The sequence below is a fragment of the Nocardioides pymetrozini genome, from assembly GCF_046058985.1.
Classification (GTDB): Bacteria; Actinomycetota; Actinomycetes; order Propionibacteriales; family Nocardioidaceae; genus Nocardioides.
The window spans coordinates 325,156-350,215 of sequence record NZ_CP175556.1 but is presented as its reverse complement, the minus strand read 5'-3'; the positions used below and the strand labels follow the sequence as shown (position 1 = coordinate 350,215).

Annotated in this window: 24 protein-coding genes, 2 tRNA genes and 1 other RNA gene; 13 read left to right on the top strand and 14 right to left on the bottom strand. The window is 73.5% G+C overall.

Annotated features, from left to right (window positions below):
* Position 1: 1 nt before the first annotated feature.
* Positions 2-157 (bottom strand): hypothetical protein, encoded by a 156-nt coding sequence (locus ACJ5H2_RS01695; protein ID WP_162851546.1) that lies wholly within the window; start codon positions 155-157, stop codon positions 2-4.
* A 41-nt stretch (positions 158-198) separates the two neighbouring features.
* A complete protein-coding gene (locus ACJ5H2_RS01690; RefSeq protein ID WP_408897831.1) occupies positions 199-351 on the bottom strand; it encodes a hypothetical protein in 153 nt (50 codons plus the stop codon).
* Between the two features lie 87 nt (positions 352-438).
* Here ACJ5H2_RS01690 and ACJ5H2_RS01685 point away from each other — a divergent pair, with 87 nt between their 5' ends.
* From ACJ5H2_RS01685 to ACJ5H2_RS01660, 6 genes are all read left to right on the top strand, one after another.
* Complete coding sequence (locus ACJ5H2_RS01685; RefSeq protein ID WP_408897830.1) at positions 439-1,590, top strand: sensor histidine kinase; 1,152 nt, start codon at positions 439-441, stop codon at positions 1,588-1,590.
* A complete protein-coding gene (locus tag ACJ5H2_RS01680; protein WP_408897829.1) occupies positions 1,587-2,267 on the top strand; it encodes a response regulator in 681 nt (226 codons plus the stop codon). Before ACJ5H2_RS01685 ends, ACJ5H2_RS01680 begins: the two co-directional genes overlap by 4 nt.
* Before the next feature lie 193 nt (positions 2,268-2,460).
* Positions 2,461-3,249, top strand: a complete 789-nt coding sequence (locus ACJ5H2_RS01675; RefSeq protein WP_408897828.1) for an ABC transporter ATP-binding protein — start codon at positions 2,461-2,463, stop codon at positions 3,247-3,249.
* Entirely contained in the window at positions 3,249-5,690 is a 2,442-nt protein-coding gene (locus ACJ5H2_RS01670; protein ID WP_408897827.1) for an ABC transporter permease, read from the top strand. Before ACJ5H2_RS01675 ends, ACJ5H2_RS01670 begins: the two co-directional genes overlap by 1 nt.
* A 49-nt stretch (positions 5,691-5,739) precedes the next feature.
* Complete coding sequence (locus ACJ5H2_RS01665) at positions 5,740-6,738, top strand: ArsA-related P-loop ATPase (RefSeq protein WP_408897826.1); 999 nt, start codon at positions 5,740-5,742, stop codon at positions 6,736-6,738.
* The gene (locus ACJ5H2_RS01660; protein WP_408897825.1) at positions 6,738-7,967 is read left to right on the top strand and encodes an ArsA family ATPase; all 1,230 of its coding nucleotides are present in this window, start codon (positions 6,738-6,740) and stop codon (positions 7,965-7,967) included. Before ACJ5H2_RS01665 ends, ACJ5H2_RS01660 begins: the two co-directional genes overlap by 1 nt.
* A 95-nt stretch (positions 7,968-8,062) precedes the next feature.
* On the opposite strand, the gene ACJ5H2_RS01655 is transcribed toward ACJ5H2_RS01660, so the two are convergent.
* Positions 8,063-8,347, bottom strand: a complete 285-nt coding sequence (locus ACJ5H2_RS01655) for a WhiB family transcriptional regulator (protein ID WP_408897824.1) — start codon at positions 8,345-8,347, stop codon at positions 8,063-8,065.
* A gap of 228 nt (positions 8,348-8,575) precedes the next feature.
* Here ACJ5H2_RS01655 and ACJ5H2_RS01650 point away from each other — a divergent pair, with 228 nt between their 5' ends.
* Positions 8,576-9,667, top strand: a complete 1,092-nt coding sequence (locus ACJ5H2_RS01650) for a transglycosylase domain-containing protein (RefSeq protein WP_408897823.1) — start codon at positions 8,576-8,578, stop codon at positions 9,665-9,667.
* Positions 9,616-11,004 (top strand): penicillin-binding transpeptidase domain-containing protein, encoded by a 1,389-nt coding sequence (locus ACJ5H2_RS01645; protein ID WP_408897822.1) that lies wholly within the window; start codon positions 9,616-9,618, stop codon positions 11,002-11,004. Before ACJ5H2_RS01650 ends, ACJ5H2_RS01645 begins: the two co-directional genes overlap by 52 nt.
* A gap of 133 nt (positions 11,005-11,137) precedes the next feature.
* On the opposite strand, the gene ACJ5H2_RS01640 is transcribed toward ACJ5H2_RS01645, so the two are convergent.
* Positions 11,138-11,596, bottom strand: coding sequence for a GatB/YqeY domain-containing protein (locus tag ACJ5H2_RS01640; RefSeq protein WP_408897821.1), 459 nt, complete (start codon positions 11,594-11,596; stop codon positions 11,138-11,140).
* 36 nt (positions 11,597-11,632) lie between these two features.
* Between ACJ5H2_RS01640 and ACJ5H2_RS01635 the strand changes: the two genes are divergently transcribed.
* From ACJ5H2_RS01635 to ACJ5H2_RS01625, 3 genes are all read left to right on the top strand, one after another.
* On the top strand, positions 11,633-12,562 hold the full coding sequence (locus tag ACJ5H2_RS01635; RefSeq protein WP_408899577.1) for a metallophosphoesterase: 930 nt from the start codon (positions 11,633-11,635) through the stop codon (positions 12,560-12,562).
* An 89-nt stretch (positions 12,563-12,651) separates the two neighbouring features.
* Positions 12,652-12,725 (top strand) — tRNA-Pro (locus ACJ5H2_RS01630).
* A 112-nt stretch (positions 12,726-12,837) separates the two neighbouring features.
* A complete protein-coding gene (locus ACJ5H2_RS01625) occupies positions 12,838-13,962 on the top strand; it encodes a hypothetical protein (RefSeq protein WP_408897820.1) in 1,125 nt (374 codons plus the stop codon).
* Between the two features lie 92 nt (positions 13,963-14,054).
* Here the strand turns inward: ACJ5H2_RS01625 and ACJ5H2_RS01620 are convergent, their stop codons facing one another.
* From ACJ5H2_RS01620 to ACJ5H2_RS01595, 6 genes are all read right to left on the bottom strand, one after another.
* Positions 14,055-15,101, bottom strand: a complete 1,047-nt coding sequence (locus tag ACJ5H2_RS01620) for an aspartate-semialdehyde dehydrogenase (RefSeq protein WP_408897819.1) — start codon at positions 15,099-15,101, stop codon at positions 14,055-14,057.
* Positions 15,102-15,183: 82 nt separating this feature from the next.
* The gene (locus ACJ5H2_RS01615; protein WP_408897818.1) at positions 15,184-16,461 is read right to left on the bottom strand and encodes an aspartate kinase; all 1,278 of its coding nucleotides are present in this window, start codon (positions 16,459-16,461) and stop codon (positions 15,184-15,186) included.
* 90 nt (positions 16,462-16,551) lie between these two features.
* On the bottom strand, positions 16,552-17,241 hold the full coding sequence (locus ACJ5H2_RS01610; protein ID WP_408897817.1) for a DUF5063 domain-containing protein: 690 nt from the start codon (positions 17,239-17,241) through the stop codon (positions 16,552-16,554).
* 32 nt (positions 17,242-17,273) lie between these two features.
* Positions 17,274-17,870 carry a recombination mediator RecR gene (gene recR / locus ACJ5H2_RS01605; RefSeq protein WP_141005829.1) on the bottom strand — a complete coding sequence of 199 codons (597 nt, stop codon included), beginning with the start codon at positions 17,868-17,870 and terminating at the stop codon, positions 17,274-17,276.
* A 16-nt stretch (positions 17,871-17,886) separates the two neighbouring features.
* On the bottom strand, positions 17,887-18,291 hold the full coding sequence (locus ACJ5H2_RS01600) for a YbaB/EbfC family nucleoid-associated protein (protein WP_408897816.1): 405 nt from the start codon (positions 18,289-18,291) through the stop codon (positions 17,887-17,889).
* Between the two features lie 59 nt (positions 18,292-18,350).
* Positions 18,351-20,570, bottom strand: a complete 2,220-nt coding sequence (locus ACJ5H2_RS01595; RefSeq protein WP_408897815.1) for a DNA polymerase III subunit gamma and tau — start codon at positions 20,568-20,570, stop codon at positions 18,351-18,353.
* Positions 20,571-20,704: 134 nt separating this feature from the next.
* Here ACJ5H2_RS01595 and ACJ5H2_RS01590 point away from each other — a divergent pair, with 134 nt between their 5' ends.
* Positions 20,705-21,787 carry a class I SAM-dependent methyltransferase gene (locus tag ACJ5H2_RS01590; protein WP_408897814.1) on the top strand — a complete coding sequence of 361 codons (1,083 nt, stop codon included), beginning with the start codon at positions 20,705-20,707 and terminating at the stop codon, positions 21,785-21,787.
* 13 nt (positions 21,788-21,800) lie between these two features.
* Here the strand turns inward: ACJ5H2_RS01590 and ffs are convergent.
* Together ffs and ACJ5H2_RS01580 are read right to left on the bottom strand one after the other, a co-directional pair.
* Positions 21,801-21,891: signal recognition particle sRNA small type (ffs, locus tag ACJ5H2_RS01585), an RNA gene on the bottom strand.
* 66 nt (positions 21,892-21,957) lie between these two features.
* Positions 21,958-22,179, bottom strand: coding sequence for a hypothetical protein (locus ACJ5H2_RS01580; RefSeq protein WP_408897813.1), 222 nt, complete (start codon positions 22,177-22,179; stop codon positions 21,958-21,960).
* Between the two features lie 82 nt (positions 22,180-22,261).
* On the opposite strand from ACJ5H2_RS01580, the gene ACJ5H2_RS01575 reads away from it, so the two are divergent.
* Positions 22,262-22,347, top strand: a tRNA-Ser gene (locus ACJ5H2_RS01575).
* A gap of 75 nt (positions 22,348-22,422) precedes the next feature.
* Here the strand turns inward: ACJ5H2_RS01575 and ACJ5H2_RS01570 are convergent.
* Both ACJ5H2_RS01570 and eccB read right to left on the bottom strand, forming a co-directional pair.
* Positions 22,423-23,661: a S8 family serine peptidase gene (locus tag ACJ5H2_RS01570; RefSeq protein ID WP_408897812.1), complete on the bottom strand. Its 1,239-nt coding sequence runs from the start codon at positions 23,659-23,661 to the stop codon at positions 22,423-22,425.
* Positions 23,652-25,055: a type VII secretion protein EccB gene (gene eccB, locus ACJ5H2_RS01565; protein ID WP_408897811.1), complete on the bottom strand. Its 1,404-nt coding sequence runs from the start codon at positions 25,053-25,055 to the stop codon at positions 23,652-23,654. Before eccB ends, ACJ5H2_RS01570 begins: the two co-directional genes overlap by 10 nt.
* Between the last annotated feature and the right edge of the window lie 5 nt (positions 25,056-25,060).

Here is a 25,060-nt window from a genome sequence, read left to right as displayed (position 1 = left end):
CTCAGCCCTCGGCGGGGCGCTTGAAGTACGCGATGTCGTTGCCACCCTGGCCCGGGACGAGGGTGACGAGCTCCCAGCCGTCCTGGCCGAAGTTGTTGAGGATCTGCGCCGCGACGTGGTTGAGGACGGGCGCCACCTGGTACTCCCACTTGGTCATGGGCCGACCTTACTCAGCAGGCTCGGCCGCCCGGCAGGCCGTCAGCCGTAGCGGTTCACGACCCAGAGCAGCTCGCGGTAGGCGTCGTCCTCCTCCGGCGGCGGCGGGTCCACGTCCTGCGTGGTCCGCAGCGTCTCGGGGTCGATCGGCGCAGGCAGGTGCTTGTAGCGCTCGAGCCGGGACTGCGCGGCCATGGCGACTCCTTCCGACGCACCCATGCTACGCGGCGGATCCACCCGTGGTCTGACGTGCGATGCCTGCGCGACGTCTACCGTGGCCCGGTGCATCGGCAACCCTGGCGGCTCGGCCCCCGTGGCGAGCGGTGGTTCGACATCGGGCTGACCGCCTTCCTGCTGCTGCCCGCCCTCCCCTACCAGCTCTTCGTCGACGCCGTCGACGGCACCCTGATGGTCGTCCAGATCGTGCCGCTGCTGTTGCGTCGGCGCCATCCGGTCGCGGTGTTCGCGGTCGTCGCCGCGGCCACGGCCGTCCAGCCGCTGCTCAACGACAACCCGCTGTGGAGCCAGCTCGCGTTCCCGATCGCGGTCTACTCCGTGGCGCGCTACGCCGGCCCGCGCTGGGCCGCCGTCGCCGCCGCCACCGGCCTGGTCGGCGCCGGGATCGCCGCCGTCGACTGGCTCCACGGATTCGGCGCGGACCTGCTGACCCCGGAGAACCTGACCGCCTACACCGTCACCATCGCGCTCTTCGTCGTCGTGGCCTGGACCCTGGGAACCCTCGGGCGCACCCGTCAGGCGTACGTCGACGCGCTCGTCGAGCGCGGGGAGCGACTCGAGCGGGAGGCTGCCCAGCAGGCGGCGCTCGCCGCGGTCGAGGAGCGGCACCGGATCGCCCGGGAGATGCACGACGTGGTGGCGCACGGCCTCACGACGATCGTCGTACAGGCCGACGGCGCCCGGGCCGCCGCCGAGCACGACCCCTCCGTGACCGGTCCGGCGCTGTCCACCATCGCGGCGACGGGACGCGAGGCGATCGCCGAGCTGCGCCGGATGCTGGGCCTGCTGCGCGCCGAGGAGGCGCCGACCGCCCCGCAGCCGCGTCTCGACGACCTCCCGGCGCTGCTCGGCGAGGCGCGCGCGGCGGGGACGCCGGTCGTCGCCCAGCTGCCCGCGCCGCTGCCGGTCGTGTCGGACGGCGTCGCCCTGACGTCGTACCGGATCGTGCAGGAGGCGCTCAGCAACGTACGCAAGCACGCGGGACCGGGCAGCACCGCCACCGTCGCGGTGCGGGTGGAGGCCGGCGCCGTCGTCGTGGAGGTGAGGGACGACGGGCGGGGCGCGGCCGCGCCGGACGACGGGCGCGGGCTGGGGCTGGCCGGGATGCGCGAGCGGGTGGACGCCCACGGCGGCACGCTGACGAGCGGACCCGCGCCGGGCGGCGGCTTCGCGGTGTGCGCGAGGATCCCGCTGTGAGCCCCTCCCCTGCGCCTGCGCCGATCCGGGTGTTCCTCGTCGACGACCAGGACCTGGTCCGGGCGGGGTTCCGGATGCTCATCGACAGCCAGCCCGACCTGACCGTGGTCGGCGAGGCCGGGGACGGCGGCGAGGCGCTGGAGCGGCTGGCGGTCACCCGCTGCGACGTCGTGCTGATGGACGTGCGGATGCCGCGGCTCGACGGGGTCGAGGCGACCCGCCGCCTCGCCGAGCGGGCGGACCCGCCCCAGGTGATCGTGCTGACCACCTTCGACCTCGACGAGTACGCCTTCGCGGCGATCCGGGCCGGGGCGGCGGCGTTCCTGCTCAAGGACGCCACCCCCGAGACCCTCCTGGACGCGATCCGCACGGTCCACGCCGGCGACTCGGTCGTCGCGCCGAGCACCACCCGGCGGCTGCTCGAGCACTTCGCCGGCGTCCTGCCCGACCCCGCGACGACGGTTCCCGACGGCCGCCTGGACGCCCTCACCGAGCGCGAGCGCGAGACCCTGGTGCTCGTCGGCCGCGGACTCGCCAACGCGGAGATCGCCGCGGAGTTCGTGGTGTCCGAGGCGACCGTGAAGACCCACATCGGTCGGCTGCTCGCCAAGACGGGCTCCCGCGACCGGGTCCAGCTGGTCGTGCTCGCCTACGAGACCGGGCTCGTCCGGCCCTGACCGCGCTGTAACTAACTGTTCGTGTCACTACCTGATCCGTCTACGGGTCAGGTAGTGACACGAACAGTTAGTTACAGCTGCCGGCCGGTCCCACCCCGGCCCCGCCCCACCCGCCCGGGATCCCCCTGGCGTCGTACGGCGGATCCACCTGCAGCCTGACGAACGCGCCGTCGATCCCGGCGAGGCTCGTGCCATGACCTCGTTGACCTCCCCCCAGCACCCGGCCCAGCACCCGGCCCAGTCCCCAGCACCGTCCCCGGCCCAGGCCCCCTCCCCGGCGGCCACCCTCGCCGCGAGCGCCCGCGGCCTCACCCGCTCCTACGGCCGGGGCGACACCGTCGTCCACGCGCTCCGCGGCGTCGACCTCGACCTGCCCGCGGGCCGGTTCACCGCGATCATGGGCCCCTCCGGGTCCGGGAAGTCCACCCTGATGCACTGCCTGGCCGGTCTCGACCAGCCGACCTCGGGCAGCGTCAGCGTCGCCGGCCAGGCCCTGGAGTCGATGGACGACGATGCGCTGACCCGCTTCCGCCGCGACCACGTGGGCTTCGTGTTCCAGGCGTTCAACCTCCTGCCCATGCTCACCGCGGAGCAGAACATCTGGCTGCCCATCGAGCTCGCGGGCGGAGCGACGCGCGACCTGCGCGGACGCTTCGACGGGATCGTCGAGACCCTCGGCCTGACCGGCAGGCTCGCGCACCGGCCGGCGGAGCTGTCCGGCGGCCAGCAGCAGCGCGTCGCCATCGCCCGCGCCCTGCTGTCGGCGCCGGCGATCGTGTTCGCCGACGAGCCGACCGGCAACCTCGACAGCTCCAGCTCGGCCGAGGTCCTCTCGCTGCTGCGCCAGTCGGTGCGCGAGCTGGGCCAGACGGTCGTCATGGTCACCCACGAGCACGAGGCCGCGCAGTACGCCGACGACATCGTCGTCCTCGCCGACGGTCGCATCACCGAGCGGCGCGCGGTCGCGGGCGGCACCCGCTGATGCGCACCGTCATCCTGGCCTCGCTGCGCACCCACACCCGCCGGTACGGCGCCGCGCTCCTCGCCGTCGTCGTCGGGTCCGCGTTCATCGTGGTCACCGCCGCGCTCTCCTCCTCGATCCGGTCCGGGCTGACGGCCGGCATCGGCGAGCCGTACCAGGGCGCCGACGCGGTCGTCGACAGTCCGGCCCCGGCCGACGCCGTCCGCCTGCTCGACGCCGCCGCCGAGACCGACGCCGATGCGTGGCTGATCGGGTGGACCATGGAGCAGGTCTCCGTCGAGGCCGACGGCACCCGCAGGGTCGTCGACAGCGACACCGACATCGGCCAGCTCCCCGACCGACCCGACCGGCGCTGGCAGGAGCTGGTCTCCGGACGCTTCCCCGGCGGTCCCGGCGAGGCCGTCGTCGACACCAACACGGCGAAGGTCGCGAAGATCGGGGTCGGCGACGCGCTGCGGGTCGGGACGGGCGGCCACGCGCTCGACGTCACCGTCGTCGGTCTCGTGGACTCGCCCTCCACCTATGCGTACGCGTCGGTCTACCTCCTGTGGGCGGACCTCGCCCGCTGGAAGGACACCCTGTACGTCACCAGCGTCGCCTGGGCCGACACCGGAGACGCGGCCGAGGCCCGGGCGGCGATCCGTGCCGTCGTACCGGACGCGGAGGTCGCGCAGGTCGACGCCTACGTCCAGCAGCTGCAGACCGAGGTCAACAACGGCGTGGACATCGTGCAGATCGTGGTGATGCTGTTCGGGGCGATCGCCCTGGTCGTCGCCGTCCTCGTCATCAACAACACCTTCACGATCCTGTTCGCCCAGCGGATGCGGGACTTCGCGCTGCTGCGCTGCGTCGGCGCGACCCGCCGACAGGTGCTGCGGTCGGTCCGCCTGGAGTCCCTCGCCCTGGGGGTCCTCTCGGCAGTGATCGGCGTCCTGACCGGACTCGGCGCAGGTCACGGACTGGTGGCGCTGGTCCGGTCGCAGTGGCCGCAGGCCCGGCTCGGCGAGGCCGAGGTCGCTCCGGGCTGGCTGGCGGGGGCCGCCGGCGTGGCGGTCGTGGTCACCCTCGTGGCGGCCTGGCTGCCCACCCGCCGCGCGGTCCGGGTCAGCCCGCTTGCCGCGCTGCGCCCCGACGACAGCACCCAGGCCCGGACCCGGACCGGCCGAGTCCGGATCGGCCTGGGCATGCTCACCGTCGGTGCGGGCATCGCCGGCCTGGGCGCGGCCGTCGCCACGGCCAACATCGGCGCGCTGGTGGTCGGCGGGACCGCCGTCTTCGCGGGCGTGCTGCTCCTCGGCCCGGTCGTCGTCCCGGCCCTGATCCGCGGCGCCGGCCCGCTCACCCACCGCCTGCTCGGCCCGGCCGGGCGGCTGGCCGCCGGGAACGCGGTGCGCAACCCGCGCCGGACCGCCGCGACGACGGCGTCGCTGCTCATCGGCGTCACCCTGACCACGGCCGTCCTCACCGGCATGGCGAGCTCGCGCTCGGCCGTCGCGACCGACATGGACCAGCAGCACCCGATCGACCTCGCGGTCACCGGGTCCGGCCCCCTGCCGGGCGAGGTGCTCGACCGTCTCGAGGCGGTGGACGGGATCGCGGCCGCCGTCCCCGTGCCCGGCGCCGTGGCGCGCATCGGCGACCTCGACCCGCTCCCCCTGGTCGCTGACACGGCCCCGGGCGACACGACGGTGCTGCACGGCGACCTGCCGGCCCCGGGGCCGCGCCAGGTGGTCGTCCCGTGGGACCTGCTCGGCGACGGGCTCGAGGTCGGGGACGTCGTCCCCGTCACCGTCGGCGAGACGACCCGGAGGCTGCGGGTCGTCGGAGGCGAGGGCTGGGGTGAGGCCGCGCTGGTCCGGCGTACGACGCTCGACCGGCTCGCCCCCGACGCCGGCACCCAGGCGGCCTGGCTGCGCGCGGAGGACGACACCGATCCGGAGGACCTGGCCGGCTCGGTCGAGGCCGTGGCAGCACCCGTCGACGCGGGCGTGGAGAACGGCCTGGCCAAGCGGTCCTATGTCGACCTCCAGCTCGACGTCCTCACCGGTGGGGTGGTGGGCCTGCTCGCGATCGCCGTGGTGATCGCACTGGTCGGGATCGGGAACACCCTCGGGCTGTCGGTCCTCGAGCGTGGTCGCGAGCACTCCCTGCTGCGTGCGCTCGGCCTCACCCGGCGGCAGGTCCGGCGGATGCTGGCGACCGAGGCGGTGCTGCTGTCCGTGGTCGCGACCGTGCTGGGCACCGTGCTGGGCGTGGCGTTCGCGTGGACCGCGGTCCGCGCGCTGGTCCAGCCGGCGGTGGCCGGCGCCGGGCTGGTACTCCCCTGGTGGCAGCTGGGCCTGGTCGTGGCGATCTCGGCCCTGGCCGGGCTGGTGGCCGCGCTGCTCCCTTCGCGGCGGGCGTCCCGGATCGCCCCCGCGGCCGGCCTCCAGCTCGACTGACGCTCGGGCCCGGCCCGACCGCTCACCCGACGGGGCTAGGCTCCGTCGGGTGAGCGATTGGCCGAAGGTGCGTCTCCACGTCGTCACCGGCAAGGGAGGCACGGGGAAGTCCACGGTGGCGTCCGCCCTCGCCCTGGCGCTCGCGACGCGCGGCCGCAACGTGCTGCTGTGCGAGGTGGAGGGACGCCAGGGCATCGCGCGGATGTTCGACGTCGACCCGCTCCCCTATGCGGAGCGCCGGCTGACCACCGGGCTCCCGGAGGGCGACGGCGGCCGAGGCGTCGTGCACGCGCTGCACATCGACGCCGAGTCGGCCCTTCTGGAGTACCTCTCGATGTACTACCGCCTCGGCCGCGCCGGCAAGGCGCTGGACCGCTTCGGCGTGATCGAGTTCGCCACGACGATCGCCCCGGGCGTCCGCGATGTGCTGCTGACCGGCAAGGTCTACGAGGCCGTGCAGCGCAACAGCCGCAACAAGTCCGCCATCGAGTACGACGCCGTCGTGCTCGACGCGCCGCCGACGGGCCGCATCACCCAGTTCCTCAACGTCAGCAACGAGCTCGCCGGGCTGGCGAAGGTGGGCCCGATCAAGTCGCAGTCGGACACGATGATGACCCTGTTCCGCTCTGCGCGCACCGCAGTGCACCTGGTGACCGTGCTGGAGGAGATGCCGGTCCAGGAGACCGCGGACGGGATCGCCGAGCTCCGCTCCGCCCGGCTGCCCGTGGGCGGCGTCGTCGTGAACCAGGTCCGGCCCCGCGATCTCAGCCAGGCGGACCTGGCCGCCGCCCGCGCGGGCACGCTCGACCGGACCGGCATCGAGCGGGACCTCGCGGCCGGCGGCATCGCCGTGGGCCCCGAGCTGGTGGACGGCCTCCTCGCCGAGGCCGCCGACCATGCGGAGCGCCGGGCCCTCGAGGACTCCCAGCGCGACCTGGTCGCCCGGCTGGACGCCCCGTCGTACGAGCTGCCGCGGCTGGCCGGCGGCATCGACCTCGGCGGGCTCTACGAGCTCGCCGGTCACCTCCGAGAGCAGGGGATGGCCTGATGAGCCGCAGCAGCGCCCACCGCCCGTCCCGCGTCGGGCCCGCGACCTCGCCCGGCCGGCCCGCGGGACGCCTCGACGTCGACGCGCTCCTCGACGACCCGGCGACCAGCATCATCGTGTGCTGCGGCTCCGGCGGCGTCGGCAAGACCACGACCAGCGCCGCTCTCGCGCTGCGCGCCGCCGAGCGGGGGCGCAAGGTCGTCGTCCTGACCATCGACCCGGCCCGCCGGCTCGCGCAGTCGATGGGCATCGAGGAGCTCGACAACACCCCGCGCCCGGTGGTCGGGGTGACAGGCAGCGGCAAGCTCGACGCGATGATGCTCGACATGAAGCGCACCTTCGACGAGGTGGTGCTCTCCCAGGCCAGCCCGGAGAAGGCCCAGCAGATCCTGGCCAATCCGTTCTACGTCGCGCTGTCGAGCTCGTTCGCGGGCACGCAGGAGTACATGGCGATGGAGAAGCTCGGCCAGCTCTACCGCGACGCGAAGGCCGCCGGCAGCTATGACCTGATCGTCGTCGACACGCCTCCCTCCCGCTCGGCCCTGGACTTCCTCGACGCCCCCGAGCGGCTCTCCAGCTTCCTGGACGGCCGCTTCGTGCGGCTGCTGATGGCGCCCGCGCGCGGCCCGGCGAAGCTGATGACCGCCGGCTTCACGCTGATCACCAACGCGTTGACCCGGATCCTCGGGGCGCAGTTCCTCAAGGACCTGCAGACCTTCGTCACGGCGCTCGACACCGTCTTCGGTGGCTTCCGGCAGCGCGCCCAGCAGACCTACTCGCTGCTCAAGGCCGACGGTACGGCGTTCCTCGTCGTCGCGGCCCCCGAGGCCGACGCGCTGCGGGAGGCGGAGTACTTCGTCGAGCGGCTCAGCGAGGACGCCATGCCGCTCGCGGGCCTGGTCGTGAACCGGGCGAGCCCGGAGCCGGCGGGCGCGCTGTCGGCCGACGAGGCGATGGCGGCGGCGGAGCGGCTGCGCCGCGGCGAGGGCTCGCCCACGGCGCCGCTGACGGCCGGGCTGCTGCGGCTGCACGCCGACCGGGTGCGGATGGTGGAGCGCGAGCGCACCCTGCGGGACCGGTTCGCGACCGCGCACCCGCAGGTGGCGACGGCCGTCGTACCGGCGCTGGCCGGGGACGTGCACGACCTGGCGGGCCTGCGCCGCGTCGGCGAGCTGCTGGCCGCCTCCGCCGGCGAGCCGGCGGGACCGCGCCTGACCCCCGAGGGCTGAGCCCGAGGGCCCGACCCCGCGCCCGGAGGACCGGGCCTGACCGGGCCTGACCGGGCCTGACCGGGCCTGACCGGGCCTGACCCGACCTGACCGGGTCAGGCCTGGGCCGGGACGCCCGTCGAGTCGCGCGCGTCCTCCAGGACCTTGCGCCACGAGGCATTGGGCCGGCGACGGAGCAGAGCACGGCGCTCCCGCTCGGTCATCCCGCCCCAGACGCCCCACTCGATCTGGTTGTCCAGCGCCTCGGCAAGGCACTCGGTGCGCACCAGGCAGCTGGTGCAGACCTGCTTGGCCTTGTTCTGCTCGGCGCCCCGGACGAAGAGCTGGTCCGGCTGCTGGCTCTTACAGGCGGCGCGCGGCGCCCAGTCCTCAACCCACATGTTGTCCCCTGGTGGTTCCCACAACCGAGAAGCCAACGCCCCCACAGCGTTCGGTCTCCTCGACCGGACCAAAGTAAAGGAGTCTCGCCAAAAGCGATATCGCTCATCGGGCCCAAAGTGCGTAGTCACATCGGACTAGATGCTCCGAGGCCGTGGCGCGGTCTCGGGCGGGCCGTCGCCGGCCGTGACGACTCGGGAAGGCGCGGAGCGGTCACGTACCCTGACCGCATGTCCCGCACCCGGTTCGACGGCCTTCCTCCGGGCAAGGTCGCCTCCCACCTCGGCGTGATGCTGCTGGTCGCGGCCGTGCTCGGCGTCGTCGTCTCCGGCCTGGCGATCCCCTTCGCCGGCGTCCTCGGCTTCTCCGCCCGCAACGTCTCCGAGACCGTCAACGAGCTCCCCCAGGAGCTCGAGACCGAGCAGCTCCCGCAGCGCACCGAGGTCAAGGACGCCGGCGGCCGGACCATCGCGACGCTCTACGACCAGAACCGGGTCAACGTCCCGCTCCGTCAGATCTCGCGCACGATGGTCGAGGCCATCGTCGCGATCGAGGACTACCGCTTCTACCAGCACGGCGCGCTCGACCTGAAGGGCACGATCCGCGCCCTGTTCACCAACCAGGCCGCCGGCGGGGTCACGCAGGGCGGCTCGTCGATCACGCAGCAGCTGGTCAAGCTGACCCTGCTGAACCAGGCCGACACCGACGAGGAGCGCAAGGCCGCCACGGACGACACCTACGGTCGCAAGCTGCGCGAGCTGCGCTACGCGATCGCGCTGGAGAAGCGGCACAGCAAGGACTGGATCCTCGAGCGCTATCTCAACACGGCGTACTTCGGCGACGGCGCGTACGGCGTCCAGGCGGCCGCGCAGCACTTCTTCAACGTCAACGCCAAGGACCTCAACCTGCGCCAGTCGGCGCTGCTCGCCGGGCTCGTGCAGAGTCCCGAGGCCTACAACCCGACCCGGAACAAGCCACAGGCCACCGTGCGCCGCAATGTCGTCCTCGACCGGATGGCGCAGCTGGGCGTCATCACCGAGAAGGAGGCCGACCAGGCCAAGGACCGCAAGCTCGGCCTGCGGGTCCAGGAGCAGCCCAACGGATGCGTGAACTCCGAGGCCCAGTTCTTCTGCGACTACGTGGTGCGCTGGCTGATGACGGACCCGGCCCTCGGCGCCGACCAGGAGGAGCGCCGGCGGCTGATCTCAACGGCGGCCTCACCATCAAGACCACCGTCGACCTGCGCTACCAGAAGGCCGCCAACGACTCGGTGTCCTCCCACGTCTACAAGGACGACCTCGCGATCGGCGGTCTCGCCCTGATCGAGCCCGGCACGGGCAACGTGAAGGGCCTGGCCCAGTCGCGGCCGATGGGCAAGCGGAAGGGCGAGACCTTCCTCAACTACACCGTGCCGACCAGGTACGGCGACGCGTCCGGCTTCCAGCCCGGCTCGACGTTCAAGGCGTTCGTGCTCGCCTCGGCGATCAACCAGGACATCCCCCTCACGCAGCGCTATCCCGCACCGAACCCGGGCTACTTCCCCCTCAACGAGTTCGAGACCTGCGACGGCCCGTACCAGAGCACCGAGATCTGGCGGCCGAAGAACTCGACGAGCTCCTCGTCGGCGCCCAACCTCTACGAGGGCACCCAGAAGTCGGTCAACACCTTTTTCGTCAACCTGGAGAAGCAGACCGGCATTTGCGAGCCGTGGAAGCTCGCCCGGCAGATGGGCATCACCGAGCTCACCGAGGACAACATCATCCCGTCGTTCACGCTCGGCGTCGCCGACGTGAGCCCGCTGGAGATGGCGGAGGCCTACGCCACCTTCGCGGGCGAGGGCCTGCACTGCGACGCCCGACCGGTGACCGAGATCGCCGACGCCCAGGGCAATGTCCTCAAGAAGTACGAGAAGAGCTGCACCCAGGTGCTCGCCAGCCCCGTGGCCAACGCGGTCAACGACGTGCTCCGCGGCGTCGTGGCCCCCGGCGGCTTCGCCGCGCTGCAGTACCCCGGCCAGCCGGCCGCGGGCAAGACGGGTACGACGAACGGCAACAACTCGGTGTGGTTCGTGGGCTACACCCCCAACCTCGCCGGCGCGGCGATGGTCGCGGGCGTCAACCGCGCAGGCCAGCCCGAGTCCTTGGACAACAAGTCCGTCGGCGGCCGCACCCTGTACGCCTCCTCCGGATCGACCACCGCCGGCCCGATCTGGGGCGACGCCTTCAAGGTGATCGCCCAGTGGCTCGACGACGTCGACTTCACCCGACCCTCGACGACCGACATCCGCGGCCTGCTCATCACCGTGCCGGCCGTGTCCGGGAAGTCGTACGACGAGGCGAAGGCGGTCCTGGAAGGCCTCGGCTTCAACGTCGTCAACGGCGGCGAGGTCGACTCCGCGGTCGCCGCCGGCCTGGTCGCGTGGTCGGCTCCCGGCACGGGAGCCCGGCTCGCCGCGGGCGACACGGTCACCCTCTACATCTCCGACGGCACGCCCAAGAAGAAGAAGGGCAAGAAGGGCGGCGGCGCGGGCACGAGCGACGCGGGCACGGGCGGCACCGTGGACGCCCCCGCTCCCCCCGACCCCGGTGGCGAGGGTCCCGGCAACGGCAACGGCAACGGCGTCGGCAACGGCAACGGGAACGGCAACGGCGGGGGCTGAGCCCGGCGGGTCGCGGGGGCGCAGCCGCGTGCTGTAACTATCTGTTCGCGTCGCTCCCTGACCCGTAGACGGGTGAGGGAGCGACGCGAACAGATAGTTACAGCACAGGCAGCCGGCCCGCGCGCCCGAACGCTCAGCCGAGCTGGCGGCGCACCTCCGCGGCGACGGCGGCGCCGTCGGCCCGGCCCTTGACCTGCGGCTGGACGATCCCCATCACCTGGCCCATCGCCTTCGGCCCGGCACCCGCGGCGCCAGCCTGCTCGACGGCGGTGGTGACGATGGCGGCGATCTCCTCCGGGCCGAGCTGGGCGGGCAGGTAGTCCTGGATCACGGCCGCCTCGGCCCGCTCCTTGGCGGCGCTCTCCGGCCGATCGCCCTCCTCGAAGGCCACCGCGGCCTCGCGGCGCTTCTTCGCCTCGGCGGCCAGCACGGTCAGCACCTCGTCGTCGGTGAGCTCCTTGGCGACCTTCCCGGCGACCTCGGCGTTGGTGACCGCGGTCAGGATCATCCGCAGCGTCGACGACCGGACCTCGTCGCGGGCCTTGATCGCGGCGGTGAGGTCGGTGCGCAGCTGCTCCTTGAGGGTGCTCATGCCTCGATTCTGCCTGGCGTGGGTGAGACTGTCCTCATGGGCTTCGGGAGGGTGGCGCTGGGGGCTGCGGGCGCCGGGAGCGCGCTGGGCGCCGCGGTCACGTCGTACGCCCTGTGGGAGGCCCGCCAGTACACCCTGCGCCGGCTCGACCTGCGGGTGCTGCCGCCGGGCATGCGCCCGCTGCGCGTGCTGCATCTCAGCGACCTCCACATGACCCCCGGCCAGACCCGCAAGCAGGAGTGGCTGCGCGCCCTCGCCGCGCTGGAGCCCGACCTGGTGATCGACACCGGGGACAATCTCGCCCACCGCGCCGCGGTGCCGGTGGTGCTCGACAGCCTCGGCGGGCTCCTCGACCGTCCCGGCGTGTTCGTGCACGGCTCGAACGACTACTACGAGCCGGGCTTCCGCAACCCGCTCGGGTATCTGCTGCCCGACGACGGGAAGCGGCACACCGACGTCCCGCAGCTGCCGTGGCGCGAGCTGAGCGCCGGGCTCAGCGGCGCGGGCTGGCTCGACCTGACCAACCGCCGCGCCCGGCTCGACGTCGGCGAGACCGTGCTCGCGTTCGCAGGGGTCGACGACCCCCATCTCGAGTACGACGACCTCGCCGCGGTCGCCGGTCCCGCCGACGACACAGCCGACCTGCGCCTGGGGGTCGCCCACGCGCCGTACCTGCGCGTGCTCGACCGGTTCGCCGCCGACGGGTACGACGCCATCGTCGCCGGGCACACCCACGGCGGTCAGGTGCGGCTGCCCTGGCCCGGCGGGTCGCGCGCCTACGCCACGAACTGCGACCTCGAGCCCGCCCGCGCGCGCGGCCTGCACCGGCACCCGGCGGACTCACGCCCCGGCGACCCCGGCTCGTCGTGGCTGCACGTCTCAGCCGGCCTGGGCACCAACCCCTACACCCGGATCCGGGTCGCCTGCCGACCCGAGGCCACGCTGCTCACCCTGCATCCGCGATGACCGCGCGGCCCCCCGCGATTGCGACTCCCGGGGACCGCTCCGCTATGCTCCCGTGCTTGTGAGCCGGCTTCATCGGAGCCGGGGCACGACGGGCTGTGGCGCAGCTTGGTAGCGCGCCTCGTTCGGGACGAGGAGGCCGCAGGTTCAAATCCTGTCAGCCCGACCGATCGACGGGCGGATCCGGGGAGACCGGATCCGCCCGTCGCGCTTTTCGCCTCCGTGTCGTCCTGCGACCACCCCTCGCCGACCTGCGCGTTCGTGACACACTGCATGCCATGTCAGACGAGCAGGACAAGCTGAAGCTGAGCTTGGAGCCACCCAAGCTGTTCGGGCGGAAGAAGAAGTCCGCCCAGCAGCCCGAGGCGCCCGCCGCAGGTGCCTCGGAGCGCCCTGCCCGTCCCGCCGCCCGCTCTGCTGCCCGTCCGGCCGCCCGTCCGGCCGCCCGCCCGGCCGCCCGCCCCGCCCCCCGTCCTGCGGCGGCGCCGGAGCCGGAGGTCGTCCAGCCCGAAGCCGAGGTCACCGAGCCGGAGGTCGTCGAGCCCCCGGTCGTCGAGGCCGAGGTCACCGAGCCGGAGGCCGTTGAGCCGGAGGCCGTTGAGCCGGAGGCCGTTGAGGCGGAGGCCGTTGAGGCGGAGGCCGTTGAGGCGGAGGCCGTTGAGGCGGAGGCCGAGGCCGCCGATCCGGAGCCCGAGGTCGCCGAGCCCGAGGCCGCCGAGCCCGAGGCCGCCGAGCCCGAGGCCGCCGAGCCAGCGGCTGAGGTCGCCGAGCCCGCAGCAGCCGCGCCCGAAGCCGCGGCGCCGGAGGCCGTCTCGGAGCCCGAGCCGACCGTCGTACTTCCCGAGACCGCCTCGGAAGCCCCCGCGCCGGCCCCGCGCCGGCCCGCGCGCACCAACGCACCTGCCGCGGCCGCCCGGACGCCGGGGCCTCGGGTCACGGCGCCGGTCGACGTCGAGCCGGAGCCGGTGAGCACCGCCGCCCTGGAGGACGCCGAGATCGCGGCCCTCGGCGACGGAGCGCTGCTGACCGTCTACCGCGCCGCGGCCGTCACCGGGCTCGTCGTGGGCGCCGCGATGGTCGTCTTGACCTGGCTGTCGCTGCGCGGCTGCGAGGCCGTGCGCGGCACCTCCTCCTGCGGCGGCGGCCCCGGCTTCCTGCTGCTCGTCGCCACCTTCGCGCTGTGCGTCCTACTGGGCGCCCAGCTGCTCAAGGCGTTCTCGATCCCCGACCCGGGCAGCAGCAGCTTCCTCGCCGTGGGCCTGGTCGCCGTGGTCGCCCTGCTCTTCCTGATCGACCTGCTCGACCACTGGTCGACGCTGATCATCGTGCCGCTGCTGAGCGTCGGGGCCTATCTCGCCTCGGTCTGGGTCACCAAGACCTTCGTCGACCCCGACGACACCTGACATAACGCGAGCCTGGACGACGAAACTCACGCTGGGACGATGAAGTTTCCTCGTCCAAGCGTGAGTTTCACCGGCCGGCCGGTGAAACTGTCTCAGCGAGCAGCAGCGATCAGCTCGGCGATCTGCACGGTGTTGAGCGCCGCGCCCTTGCGCAGGTTGTCGTTGGAGACGAACAGGGCGAGCCCGCGGTCGTCGTCGACGCCCGGGTCCTGGCGCAGGCGGCCGACGTACGACGGGTCCTTGCCCGCCGCGGCGAGGGGATTCGGGATGTCGGCGAGCTCGACACCGGGGGCGCCGGCGAGCAGCTCGCGCGCCCGCTCGACAGGCAGCGAGCGCTCGAACTCGGCGTTGATGGCCAGGGAGTGCCCGGTGAAGACGGGGACGCGGACGCAGATGCCTGAGACCCGCAGGTCCGGGATGCCGAGGATCTTGCGCGACTCGTTGCGCAGCTTCTGCTCCTCGTCGGTCTCGTTGAGCCCGTCGTCGACGAGGTTGCCTGCGAACGGCAGCACGTTGTAGGCGATGGTCCGCTGGTAGACGCCCGGCTCGGGGAAGGCGACGGCCTCGCCGTCGTACGCCAGCTCACGGGCCTTGTCCCCGGCCGCGGCGATCCCGGTGGCGAGCTCCTCGACACCGGCGATGCCGGAGCCGGAGACCGCCTGGTACGTCGACGCGATCAGCCGGACGAGACCGGCCTCCTCGTGCAGCGGCTTGAGCACGGGCATCGCCGCCATCGTGGTGCAGTTCGGGTTGGCGATGATGCCCCGACCCGCGGCGATCACCTCGGCCGCCGCCTCCGGGTTGACCTCGGAGACGACGAGCGGGATCGCGGGGTCCTTGCGGAAGGCCGAGGAGTTGTCGACGACGATCACGCCGGCGTCCACGAACCGGGGCACCAGCGCACGCGACGCGGTGGCGCCCGCGGAGAACAGCGCGACGTCGAGGCCCGTCGGGTCCGCGGTCTCGGCGTCCTCGACGACGACCTCGCGGTCACCGAACTGCAGCACCTTCCCGGCCGAGCGGGCCGAGGAGAAGAAGCGGATCTCGCCGACGGGGAAGTCCCGCTCGAGCAGGATCTGGCGCATGGCGACGCCGACCTGCCCGGTGGCGCCCACCACGCCGATGTTGACCTGGGTCATGACATCTCCCTGAAGGATCGGGGTCCCCGCGGCGTTGTTCGCGGGGGAGCGAAGCGGAGGAGCGAAGAGGGTCGTAGGGTGATCATCGTCCGGTACCCCCGTAGACCACGGCCTCGATCTCGTCCGAGCCGAGGTCGAAGGCGGCGTGAGCCGCGTTGACGGCCGCCTCGACCTGGACCTCGGCCACGACGACCGAGACCCGGATCTCCGAGGTGGAGATCATCTCGATGTTCACGCCCGCCTCCGAGAGCGCCTCGAAGAAGCGTGCGGAGATGCCGGGCGAGGAGCTCATGCCGGCGCCGACGATCGACACCTTGCCGACGCTGTCGTCGTACTGGAGGCTGTCGAAGCCGACGGCGTCCTTGAGCCGCGCCAGGGCGGTCATCGCGGTCTGGCCCTCGCCCGCGGGCAGCGTGAAGGAGATGTCCGTCAGGCTGGTCGCGGCGGCCGAGACGTTCTGCACGATCATGTCGATGTTGATCTGCGCCTCGGCGACGGCGCGGAAGATCGCAGCCGCCTCGCCGGGCTTGTCCGGGACGCCGACCACGGTGATCTTGGCCTGGCTGCGGTCGTGGGCCACCCCGGTGATGATCGCGGCTTCCATGGTCTCCTCCTGGACTACATCCTCGGCCTTCACGACCCAGGTGCCCTCCTTCTCGGAGAAGGAGGAGCGGACGTGGATGGGCATGTCGTAGCGGCGGGCGTACTCGACGCACCGCAGGTGCAGGATCTTGGCGCCCTGCGCGGCCATCTCGAGGGTCTCCTCGTAGGAGATCCGGGGCACCTTGCGGGCCCGGGGCTCGATGCGCGGGTCGGCGGTGAAGATGCCGTCGACGTCGGAGTAGATCTCACACACGTCGGCCTTGAGCGCGACGGCGAGCGCGACGGCGGTCGTGTCCGACCCGCCACGGCCGAGCGTGGTGATGTCCTTGGTCGTCTGGGAGACGCCCTGGAAGCCGGCGACGATGGCGATCGCACCCTCGCCGATCGCGGCCTCGATCCGGCCGGGGGTGACGTCGATGATCTTCGCCTTGCCGTGGGCGGCGTCGGTGATCACGCCGGCCTGCGAGCCGGTGAAGGAGCGGGCCTCGTGGCCGAGGTCGTGGATCGCCATCGCCAGCACGGCCATCGAGATCCGCTCGCCGGCGGTGAGCAGCATGTCGAGCTCGCGGGCCGGCGGCAGCGGGGAGACCTCGTTGGCGAGGTCGATCAGGTCGTCCGTCGTGTCCCCCATCGCCGAGACCACGACGACGACCTGGTGGCCGGCCTTCTTCGTGTTGACGATGCGCTGTGCGACGCGCTTGATACCGGCGGCGTCGGCGACCGACGAGCCGCCGTACTTCTGCACGACAATGCCCACGGGGGCTCACTCCTGGCGGTGGTCTCGGGGGAAGGGCAGGGCCACATCACCGGTGGTCGACGGGGCCACCGCCGATTCTACGAGAGCCCGCTACGCCTTTTCGGCGCTGTCCAGCGCCGCGGCCGCGGCCTGGATCTGCTCCAGCTCCATCGTGCTCGCGACGTCGACGTCGAGCCGGTCGTGGGCCACCACCGACAGCAGCGCCTTCATCGCCGACCCGGCGAGGGCTCCCCACGACGACACATAGGAGAACTGCCACCACCACAGGGCCTCCTCGACGTCGCCCGCCTCGTAGTGGCGGACGCCGACGGCGAGATCGGCCGCGATGCTAGTGAGGTCGTCGGACAGGAGGCCCTCGACGACCTCCGGCGCGTAGGGGTCGAAGACGTAGCTGTAGGTGTCGAGGTTGCCGAGCAGGCCGGCCAGCTGGAGGCGCAGCTCGTCGATGTCGTCGGGGTCGGGACCGTCGTCGGGCTGGTATTCGTCGCGCGGCGCGAAGTCGCGGTGCACCCCGAGCCGGGCGCCGGTGAGGGCGATCTGGCTGATCTGGAGCAGCAGCAGCGACACCGCCTGACCACCCGTGGCCTGGGCGGCGACCACACGCACGCCGTCGAGGAAGGAGCGCACGGACGCGGCGATCTCGTCGGCGAGCCGGACGGTCTCGGTCTCGAGCGCGATCAGCGCCTCGAGGGCGGCGAGGCCGGGCAGCTGGTCGACGCCGCTCCCGTCACCCGGGCTGGTCAGGTCGCTGCTGGTGTCGCTGCCGGTGTCCCTGGTCATGTCCCTGGTCATGTCCCTGCTCATGTCCCTGCTCATGTTGCTGTCTGCCTTCCCACGAATGCTCGGCCCAGGGTGACCTCGTCGGCGTACTCCAGGTCCCCTCCCACGGGAAGTCCACTGGCCAAACGCGTCACGCGCAACCCCAGCGGCCCGAGCATCCGCGTGAGGTAGGTCGCGGTCGCCTCGCCCTCGAGGTTCGGATCGGTCGCCAAGATCACCTCGGTGACGGTGCCGTCACCGAGCCGGGTGAGCAGCTCACGGATGTGCAGCTGCTCCGGGCCGATGCCGTCGATCGGGGAGATCGCGCCACCCAGCACGTGGTAGCGGCCGCGGAACTCGCGCGTCCGCTCGATCGCCACCACGTCCTTGTACTCCTCCACGACGCACAGCACGCTGGGGTCGCGCCGCGGGTCGCGGCAGATCCGGCACTGGTCGTCCTCGGCGACGTTGAAGCAGATGCTGCAGAACTTCACCTTGTCCTTGACCTCGATGAGGACCTCGGCAAGGCGGCGTACGTCGGCCGGCTCCGCCTGCAGCAGGTGGAACGCGATCCGCTGGGCGCTCTTCGGGCCGACCCCGGGCAACCGCCCGAGCTCGTCGATGAGGTCCTGGACGACGCCTTCGTACAAGGGTGCTGCGCTCCGCTCAGAAGCCGAGCTGGCCGGGCGCCTGGCCCGGTCCGCCCAGGCCGGGAAGGCCGCCGACGTCGGGGAGGCCGCCGGCCAGCGGGCCGAGCATCTGCTCGGCGAGCTCGTCGACCTTCGCGCGGGCGTCACGGAAGGCGGCGACCACCAGGTCGCCGAGGTCGGCGAGCGCCTCGGCGTCGGTGCCGTCGAGAGCGTCGGGGCCGATCTTCACCGCGGTGAGCTCGCCCGCGCCGGTGACCGTCACCGTCACCGCGCCGCCGGCGACCGATCCGTCGACCGTGGTCTCGGCAAGGCGCTGCTGCGCGTCGTGGAGCTGGTCCTGCATCTGCTGCGCCTGCTGCAGCAGGGCGCCCAGGTCGAGGCCACCGGCTCCGCCGAGGGCGTCGAAGGGGTTCTGGCTCATGGGGCTCTCTTCTCTGGTGGGTCGGTGGCTCTGGGTCGGGTACGAGGGGCTGCGCGGGCTCAGTCGGCCCGCGGGATCTCCTCGATCATCTGCGCGCCCAGCTCCCGGGCGAGGAGCTCCGCGCTGGACTCGGCGTCGACCTCGCGGTCGTCGAGGTCGACGGCCGCGTCCGGGTCGGCCACGCTCGTCACCGCCGTGGCGTCGGCCTGGGCCTGGATGTCGGCCACCCGGGAACGGCGGGAGACCGTCTCCTCGGGCGGGCCGTCCTCCGCAGGGGGCTCGATCGCCCACGGGGGCGGATCGTCGTCCGGCGCCCCGACCGGGGCGGCAGGAGCCTGCTGCGGAGCTGATCCGTTCGCCCCGGCGGCGGGCGCCACCGCGGCCTGGGGTGGGGCGGTGACCTCCGGCCAGCCGCCCGAGCTGCCCGTTCCGTCCGCGCCGGGGGCCGACGGCGAGGCCGCCGGGGCGACCGCCGGCTCCGGCGCTCGGGCGCCAGGATCGGCGGCCGGGTCCACGATCGCCTCGATCCGCACGCTCGCGCCGATCTCGTCGATCACCGCCTGCTGCACGATCTCGGCGTGGCCGCCGGACTCGAAGGAGCGGCGCGGCCCGTCGGACTGGAAGCCGAGGCTGAGCACGTTGTTGTCGAAGCCGACGACCTGGGAGTTCTGGGTCAGGTGGATCCAGGTGACCCGCTTGACGCCCTTGACCCGGTCGATGACCGACGGCCACAGCCGACGGATGTCCACCAGGCTCAGGCCGCCGCCCGCGGGTGCGGGAGCGGCCGGGGCGGGAGGGACCGGGGCGGGAGGGGCCGGGGCGGGAGGGGCCGGGGTGGCCGACTCGGCGGGCGTCGGGGCCGCGTCGGCGCTGGGCGCCGGCGACGGCTCCGGCGTCGGCGAGGGAGCCGGCGTCGGCGAGGGAGCCGGCGTCGGCGAAGGGGCCGGCGAAGGGGCCGGGGTGGGCGAAGGGGCCGGGGTGGGCGAAGGGGCCGGGGGCTCCTCGGCGCGCTCGGGCGCGGCCCGCTCGTGGCGCGAGGGGACGGGCCGGTCCTGGGCCGGCACGCTCGCGACCGGCGGGGCGGGAGCCGACTCCGCGGACGTCGTACCGCTGATCGAGGCGCGGCGCTCGAGCCGGTCGAGGCGGGCGAGCACGCCCTCGGTGGTGTGGTCCGCGGCCGGCAGCAGGATCCGGGCGCAGATGAGCTCCAGCAGCAGCCGGGGTGCCGTGGCGCCGCGCATGTCCGTGAGCCCGGCGGCGACCAGGTCGGCGGCCCGGGTCAGCTCCGCCCGGCCGAAGGCGGCAGCCTGGGCGACGAGCCGGTCGGCCTGGTCGCCGGACACGTCCAGGAGGCCGGAGGCCGCCGCGTCGGGGACCGCGGAGAGGATCACCAGGTCGCGCAGCCGGCGCAAGAGGTCCTCGGTGAACCGGCGCGGGTCCTGCCCGGTCTCGATGACCTTGTCGACCACACCGAACACGGCCGACCCGTCACCGGCGGCGAAGGCGGAGACGACGTCGTCGAGGAGGGTGTCGGGGGTGTAGCCGAGCAGCCCGCTGGCCAGGTCGTAGGTCACGCCCTGCGGTCCGGCGCCACCGAGCAGCTGGTCCAGCACCGACAGGGTGTCGCGCGCCGAGCCCGCGCCCGCGCGGACCACGAGCGGCAGCGCCGCCGGCTCGATCGACACGCCCTCGCGCTCGCACAGGTCGGTGAGGTACGACGTCAGCAGCCGCGGCGGGATCAGCCGGAACGGATAGTGGTGGGTCCGCGAGCGGATGGTCGGGATGACCTTCTCCGGCTCGGTGGTGGCGAAGATGAACCGCAGGTGCGGGGGCGGCTCCTCGACCAGCTTGAGCAGGGCGTTGAAGCCCTGCGTCGTGACCATGTGGGCCTCGTCGATGATGTAGACCTTGTAGCGGCTCTTCACCGGCGCGAAGAAGGCCTTCTCGCGCAGGTCGCGCGCATCGTCCACACCGCCGTGCGAGGCGGCGTCGATCTCGATGACGTCGATCGAGCCGGGGCCGTTGCGGGCCAGGTCGCGGCAGCTCTCGCACTCGCCGCACGGGTCGGCGATCGGGGCGCGCTCGCAGTTGAGCGCGCGCGCGAGGATCCGCGCGCTGGTGGTCTTGCCGCAGCCGCGGGGGCCGGAGAAGAGGTAGGCGTGGTTGACCCGGTTGCCGGCGAGTGCGGCCCGCAGCGGCTCGGTGACGTGCTCCTGCCCGATGACCTCGGCGAAGGTCTCGGGCCGGTAGCGGCGGTAGAGCGCGAGCGGGGAGTCCACGCAGCCACCCTAGTCGCAGACCCCGACACGTCCGGGGCCCGCGTCACCCCCTCCCGGAGGCCGCTCCCCCGCCCTAGGGTGAGGGCGCCGCAGACGACCCGGCGAGGACGCCGCGAGGAGAGGACGAGCAGCCCATGACGAGCATCGACCGCGACGCCGCGAAGGCCTTCCAGAGGCGGATGGTCGCGGTCATGAACGACGCCGCGCTCGGGCTGCTCCTCGGCATCGGCGACGAGCTCGGGCTGCTCGAGACGCTGGCCCGCACCGGCCCGGCCGACAGCGCCACGCTGGCGAGCGCCGCCGGCGTGGACGAGCGCTACCTGCGCGAGTGGCTGGACGGGATCGTCGCCGGTGACGTGGCGACCTACGACCCCGCCACCGGGCGGTACGCGCTGCCGGCCGAGCGCGCCCAGTGCCTCACCCCCGCCGACGGCCCGGTCAACCTGGCGCGGAGCCTGAAGATGCTCACCATGCTCGCCGGCGTCGAGCCCGAGCTGCGTGAGCGCTTCCGGCACGGCGGCGGGCTGGGCTATGAGCACTACCCCCGCTTCCACGCCCTCATGGCCGAGGACGCCGCCGCGACCCACGACGCGGGACTGCTCGACGTCGTGGTGCCCGCCGTACCCGGCCTGCACGAGCGGCTCAGCGCCGGCGGCACGCTGGCCGACGTCGGCTGCGGCTCGGGGCACGCGGTGAACCTGCTGGCACGCGCCTACCCGGATAGCCGGTTCGTGGGCTACGACCTCGGCGCCGAGGCGATCGAGGCGGCCCGGGCCGAGGCCGCGGAGTGGGGTCTGACCAATGCCGTCTTCGAGGTCCGCGACGTCGCGGCGCTGGACGTGGAGGCGGCGTACGACGTCGTCACCGCCTTCGACGCGATCCACGACCAGGCCTTCCCCGACCGTGTGCTCGCCGGCATCGCGACCGCGCTGCGTCCCGGTGGCACCTTCCTGATGGTCGACATCAAGGCCGAGACCGGCGTGGAGAACAACCTGTCGCTGCCCTGGGCGACCTACCTCTACACGCTCAGCCTGATGCACTGCATGACCGTGTCGCTGGCCGCGGGCGGGGCGGGGCTCGGCACCGTGTGGGGCCGCCAGACGGCGGTGCGGATGCTGGAGGACGCCGGCCTGGTCGACGTCGAGGTGAGCGAGATCCGGACCGACCCGTTCAACTACTTCTACGTCGCCCGCAAGCCCGGCGCCGGTGGCTCCTAGGCCCGAGAGAGCGAAAGGCCCCCCACGTACCCGATAGAGCTCACTTACCCTTGCTGCCTTCCGACCCTGGGGGAGTTGGGTGAGATACCGCCACGTGGGGGGTTGGCGCCCACTTTAGAGGATGGGCCGCGGCCGGCTCACATCAGGACCGGCGCAGGGCCAGGCCGGGGTCAGCGCAGCACGTTGACCACGGTCAGTAGCACCGGCGCCACCATGACCACCAGCAGCACCCAGGCGACCAGGCGGTGCGTGCGCTTGGCGCTGTCGAGCGATCCGGCGAGCTCGAGCAGGGCACCGTCGGGCACGAGGCTGTTGAGCCCCATCCGCCGCGCGTCGGCGGGCAGGTGCTCGCGCGGTGCCCACGGCTCCGGCTCCTCACCCCGCTCGGCCATGCTCCGATGGTACGTCGGCGGCCGAGCCGCGCGGTGAGTCCCGATTCCACCCCGCCGTCCATGTGCCGGTAACCTCCTCCGCGGAGGTATCGCCTAGTGGCCTATGGCGCTCGCTTGGAAAGCGGGTTGGGTTAACAGCCCTCGGGGGTTCGAATCCCCCTACCTCCGCCGCGAGGACCAGACGGCGCCGGCCGACGTCGGCGCCGTCTGGCATCTCCGCCCGAACGACCCGCGACCGGCGGCTCAGCGACGCCGCGACAGCAGGGGCCGCAGCATCAGGAGGACGGCCAGGGCGCTGCCACCGCCGAGGCCCCACCAGAGCGCGTCGCGGCGGGCGCCCGCGAGAAGGTCGGCGCGCGGGCGCGGCGGCTGCGCGGGTTGGACCCGTGCGGCTCGGTCGGCGTCCATGGCGGCGATGTCGCGCTGGATCGCCTCGACGGGCTGGACCACGCCGAACCCGGTGACCAGGCTGGACCCGGAGCCGTTGCCGCTGGCGGTCTGCTCGAGCCTGGCACGCAGCCGGGCGGCGTCGTCGCCGGGGTGGGCGGACCACACGAGCGCGGCGACACCGGCGACCTGCGCGGCTGCCCATGCGGTGGAGACTCCGTCGACGACGCACCAGCCGCCGTTGAGGGCCGTCGTCACCGCGCCCGACCCGGGGGCGGCGAGGTCGATCGCCGAGCTGCGCAGCACGCTGCCGCGGCTGCCGGGTGACGCCGCGCCGACCGCGACCACGCCGGGGTGGGCGGCGGGCCAGACGAGGCCGGCGACGTCCTCGCCCGGGCGGGGCGTGCCCTGGAAGCCGTCCGGGAAGTCCCCGTCCTGCCGGGGCCGGTCACCCGCAGCGGCGACCACCAGCACCCCGGAGGCGGCGAGCCGGCCGACCTCGGTCGCGAGCTCGGCGGAGTAGGGCACCTGCGCGGGGACGACGACCACGACGCGGCCCGCAAGGTCACCCCCTGGACCGCGGCGGTCGGCGAGCCGGCCCAGAGCCGCCGCGAGGTCCGCGGAGGTCGGGGCCCGCTCGCCCGGCACCGGGCGCTCGAGCGTCTCGTAGAACGGCGCGCCCTCGACCCGCGCCGCCGGCGCGATCCCCACCGGCACCGGGCCCGGCTCGGTCTGGTCGGGACCTGCCACGATGCCCGCGACCGCGAACCCGTGGCCGGAGGCGAGCCCGCTCGGCGTACCCGCTCGGAAGCCGTCGACGGGGGTGTCGACGACGACGACGACCCGCACGCCGGCACCCGGCTCGGTGCCCGCCGCCCGGACGAGAGCCTGGGCCTCCTCGACGTGGAGTGCACGGCTGGCGACGTTGTCACCGCTGACGGTGCGCACGCCGGTCGTGGACGCGGTGACCTCGAGACAGGCCGCCCCGTCGGCCCCCGGTACGACGCCAGCGCTCGCCGCACCCGGGCCGACGAGCACGACCAGTGAGAACGCCTGCATCGCGACCGCACCGGCGACCGGCCCGGTCAGCCGCACGACGGCACCTTCGCGGGCGGGCAGAGCGCGGCGTCCTGCGAGAGCTCGGGGCCCGGCTCGAACAGCTTGTTCCACACGTCGGGGACCACGAGCACGGGCACCTCGCCGTAGCCGAGCCGGGCGAGGTCGTCGGCGGTGGCGACGGGGTAGCTGTAGCCGCGGTCGTCCACGAGGTGGGGCGTGCCGTCGGCGCTGCTGGCCCAGTCCGCCGAGCGGACCACCGCGCCGTGGCCCGGCGCGACGGTCACCTCGCGGTCGCCCACGGCCACCCCGGCCGCGCTCGCGGGCGGCCCATCCGTGGTCGCCAGCCGCACGGCCGGCTCCTCGTCCTCGGCAGTCCGCAGCACTGCGCACGCCTCGGCCGTGGCCGGCAGGGAGCCGGCGAGGAGGTCCTCGGGCCAGTGCTCTCCGGACCCGGCGGTGGGCTTCACGATGTCGAACGCGGCGTCGGGGCTCCCGGCGACCGGCCGCGGCAGGCGCGGGCCGAGCGAGGTGTTGCGCAGCACGGCCGCCGCGAAGGGGGTCAGCTCGACGAACCCCGCGTCGGTCAGGGCGTACGTCGTGCCCGACCGCTCGAGCAGGTCGCCCACCCGAGCGCCCGGGTAGCCGGCGAGACGGGCGTGCCTGCCCCAGCGGTCGATGCCGAGACCAGCAGCGTCCAGCGGGGCACCGGGCGGGAACAGCGCGAGCCACGCGTCCGGGACCGTGACCTGGTCGTTCGGCGAGATCCGGAGATCGCTGTAGAGGCCGTCGTTCCCGTCGGGCAGGGCGTAGCGGTAGGCCCGGCGCGGCCGACCCGGGACGTCGGCCTCCGCGACGAGGTGGACAGTGGCGTCGGTGGCGCTGCGCACCACGAAGCCGAGAGTGGGCAGGGGGCTGACGTCCGCGCCGGGCGTGACGGTCGTGCGCATCCCGAGCCCCGTGCCCGTGCAGGACGTCCACCCGCTCCCGACCAGGTCCCCGGCGAGGGGGACGGTGGCGGGGGCATCGAGGATGCCGATCGGCGGGCCCTTGCGCTCTCCCGCGATCTCCTCGTCGGGCACGGTGCGCGCCTCGACCTCCGAGCCGAGGATCAGCTGGGCGGAGGTGACGTTGATGACCGGGCGGACCCGCGGCAGGTCGGCTGCGGCGTCGTCGAGGACGACGTACAGCGCGCCGCGCCCGTCGGCCACCAGACCGGGCTCGTCCCAGTCGACCTCGGCCCGGTCGGACAGGGCGCCGGCGATCGCCGCACCGGCGACCAGCAGCACGGCCAGGGCGATGCCGCCCACGATCGTCCGGCCCGGTCGAGCGGGCTCGACCTCGCGGCCGCCCGGCGCTCCGGACACGAACGCCGTCACCAGACGGCGCCGGCCGAACGCATGGGCCTCGACCAGGTCCTTCTTGGTCGCCACGGACC

Coding starts and splice junctions, on each gene's coding strand:
- ACJ5H2_RS01695 (WP_162851546.1), bottom strand. CDS start 157: ATGACCAAGTGGGAGTACCAGGTGGCGCCCGTCCTCAACCACGTCGCG.
- ACJ5H2_RS01690 (WP_408897831.1), bottom strand. CDS start 351: ATGGCCGCGCAGTCCCGGCTCGAGCGCTACAAGCACCTGCCTGCGCCG.
- ACJ5H2_RS01675 (WP_408897828.1), top strand. CDS start 2,461: ATGACCTCGTTGACCTCCCCCCAGCACCCGGCCCAGCACCCGGCCCAG.
- ACJ5H2_RS01670 (WP_408897827.1), top strand. CDS start 3,249: ATGCGCACCGTCATCCTGGCCTCGCTGCGCACCCACACCCGCCGGTAC.
- ACJ5H2_RS01660 (WP_408897825.1), top strand. CDS start 6,738: ATGAGCCGCAGCAGCGCCCACCGCCCGTCCCGCGTCGGGCCCGCGACC.
- ACJ5H2_RS01655 (WP_408897824.1), bottom strand. CDS start 8,347: ATGTGGGTTGAGGACTGGGCGCCGCGCGCCGCCTGTAAGAGCCAGCAG.
- ACJ5H2_RS01650 (WP_408897823.1), top strand. CDS start 8,576: ATGTCCCGCACCCGGTTCGACGGCCTTCCTCCGGGCAAGGTCGCCTCC.
- ACJ5H2_RS01640 (WP_408897821.1), bottom strand. CDS start 11,596: ATGAGCACCCTCAAGGAGCAGCTGCGCACCGACCTCACCGCCGCGATC.
- ACJ5H2_RS01635 (WP_408899577.1), top strand. CDS start 11,633: ATGGGCTTCGGGAGGGTGGCGCTGGGGGCTGCGGGCGCCGGGAGCGCG.
- ACJ5H2_RS01625 (WP_408897820.1), top strand. CDS start 12,838: ATGTCAGACGAGCAGGACAAGCTGAAGCTGAGCTTGGAGCCACCCAAG.
- ACJ5H2_RS01620 (WP_408897819.1), bottom strand. CDS start 15,101: ATGACCCAGGTCAACATCGGCGTGGTGGGCGCCACCGGGCAGGTCGGC.
- ACJ5H2_RS01610 (WP_408897817.1), bottom strand. CDS start 17,241: ATGACCAGGGACACCGGCAGCGACACCAGCAGCGACCTGACCAGCCCG.
- ACJ5H2_RS01600 (WP_408897816.1), bottom strand. CDS start 18,291: ATGAGCCAGAACCCCTTCGACGCCCTCGGCGGAGCCGGTGGCCTCGAC.
- ACJ5H2_RS01590 (WP_408897814.1), top strand. CDS start 20,705: ATGACGAGCATCGACCGCGACGCCGCGAAGGCCTTCCAGAGGCGGATG.
- ACJ5H2_RS01580 (WP_408897813.1), bottom strand. CDS start 22,179: ATGGCCGAGCGGGGTGAGGAGCCGGAGCCGTGGGCACCGCGCGAGCAC.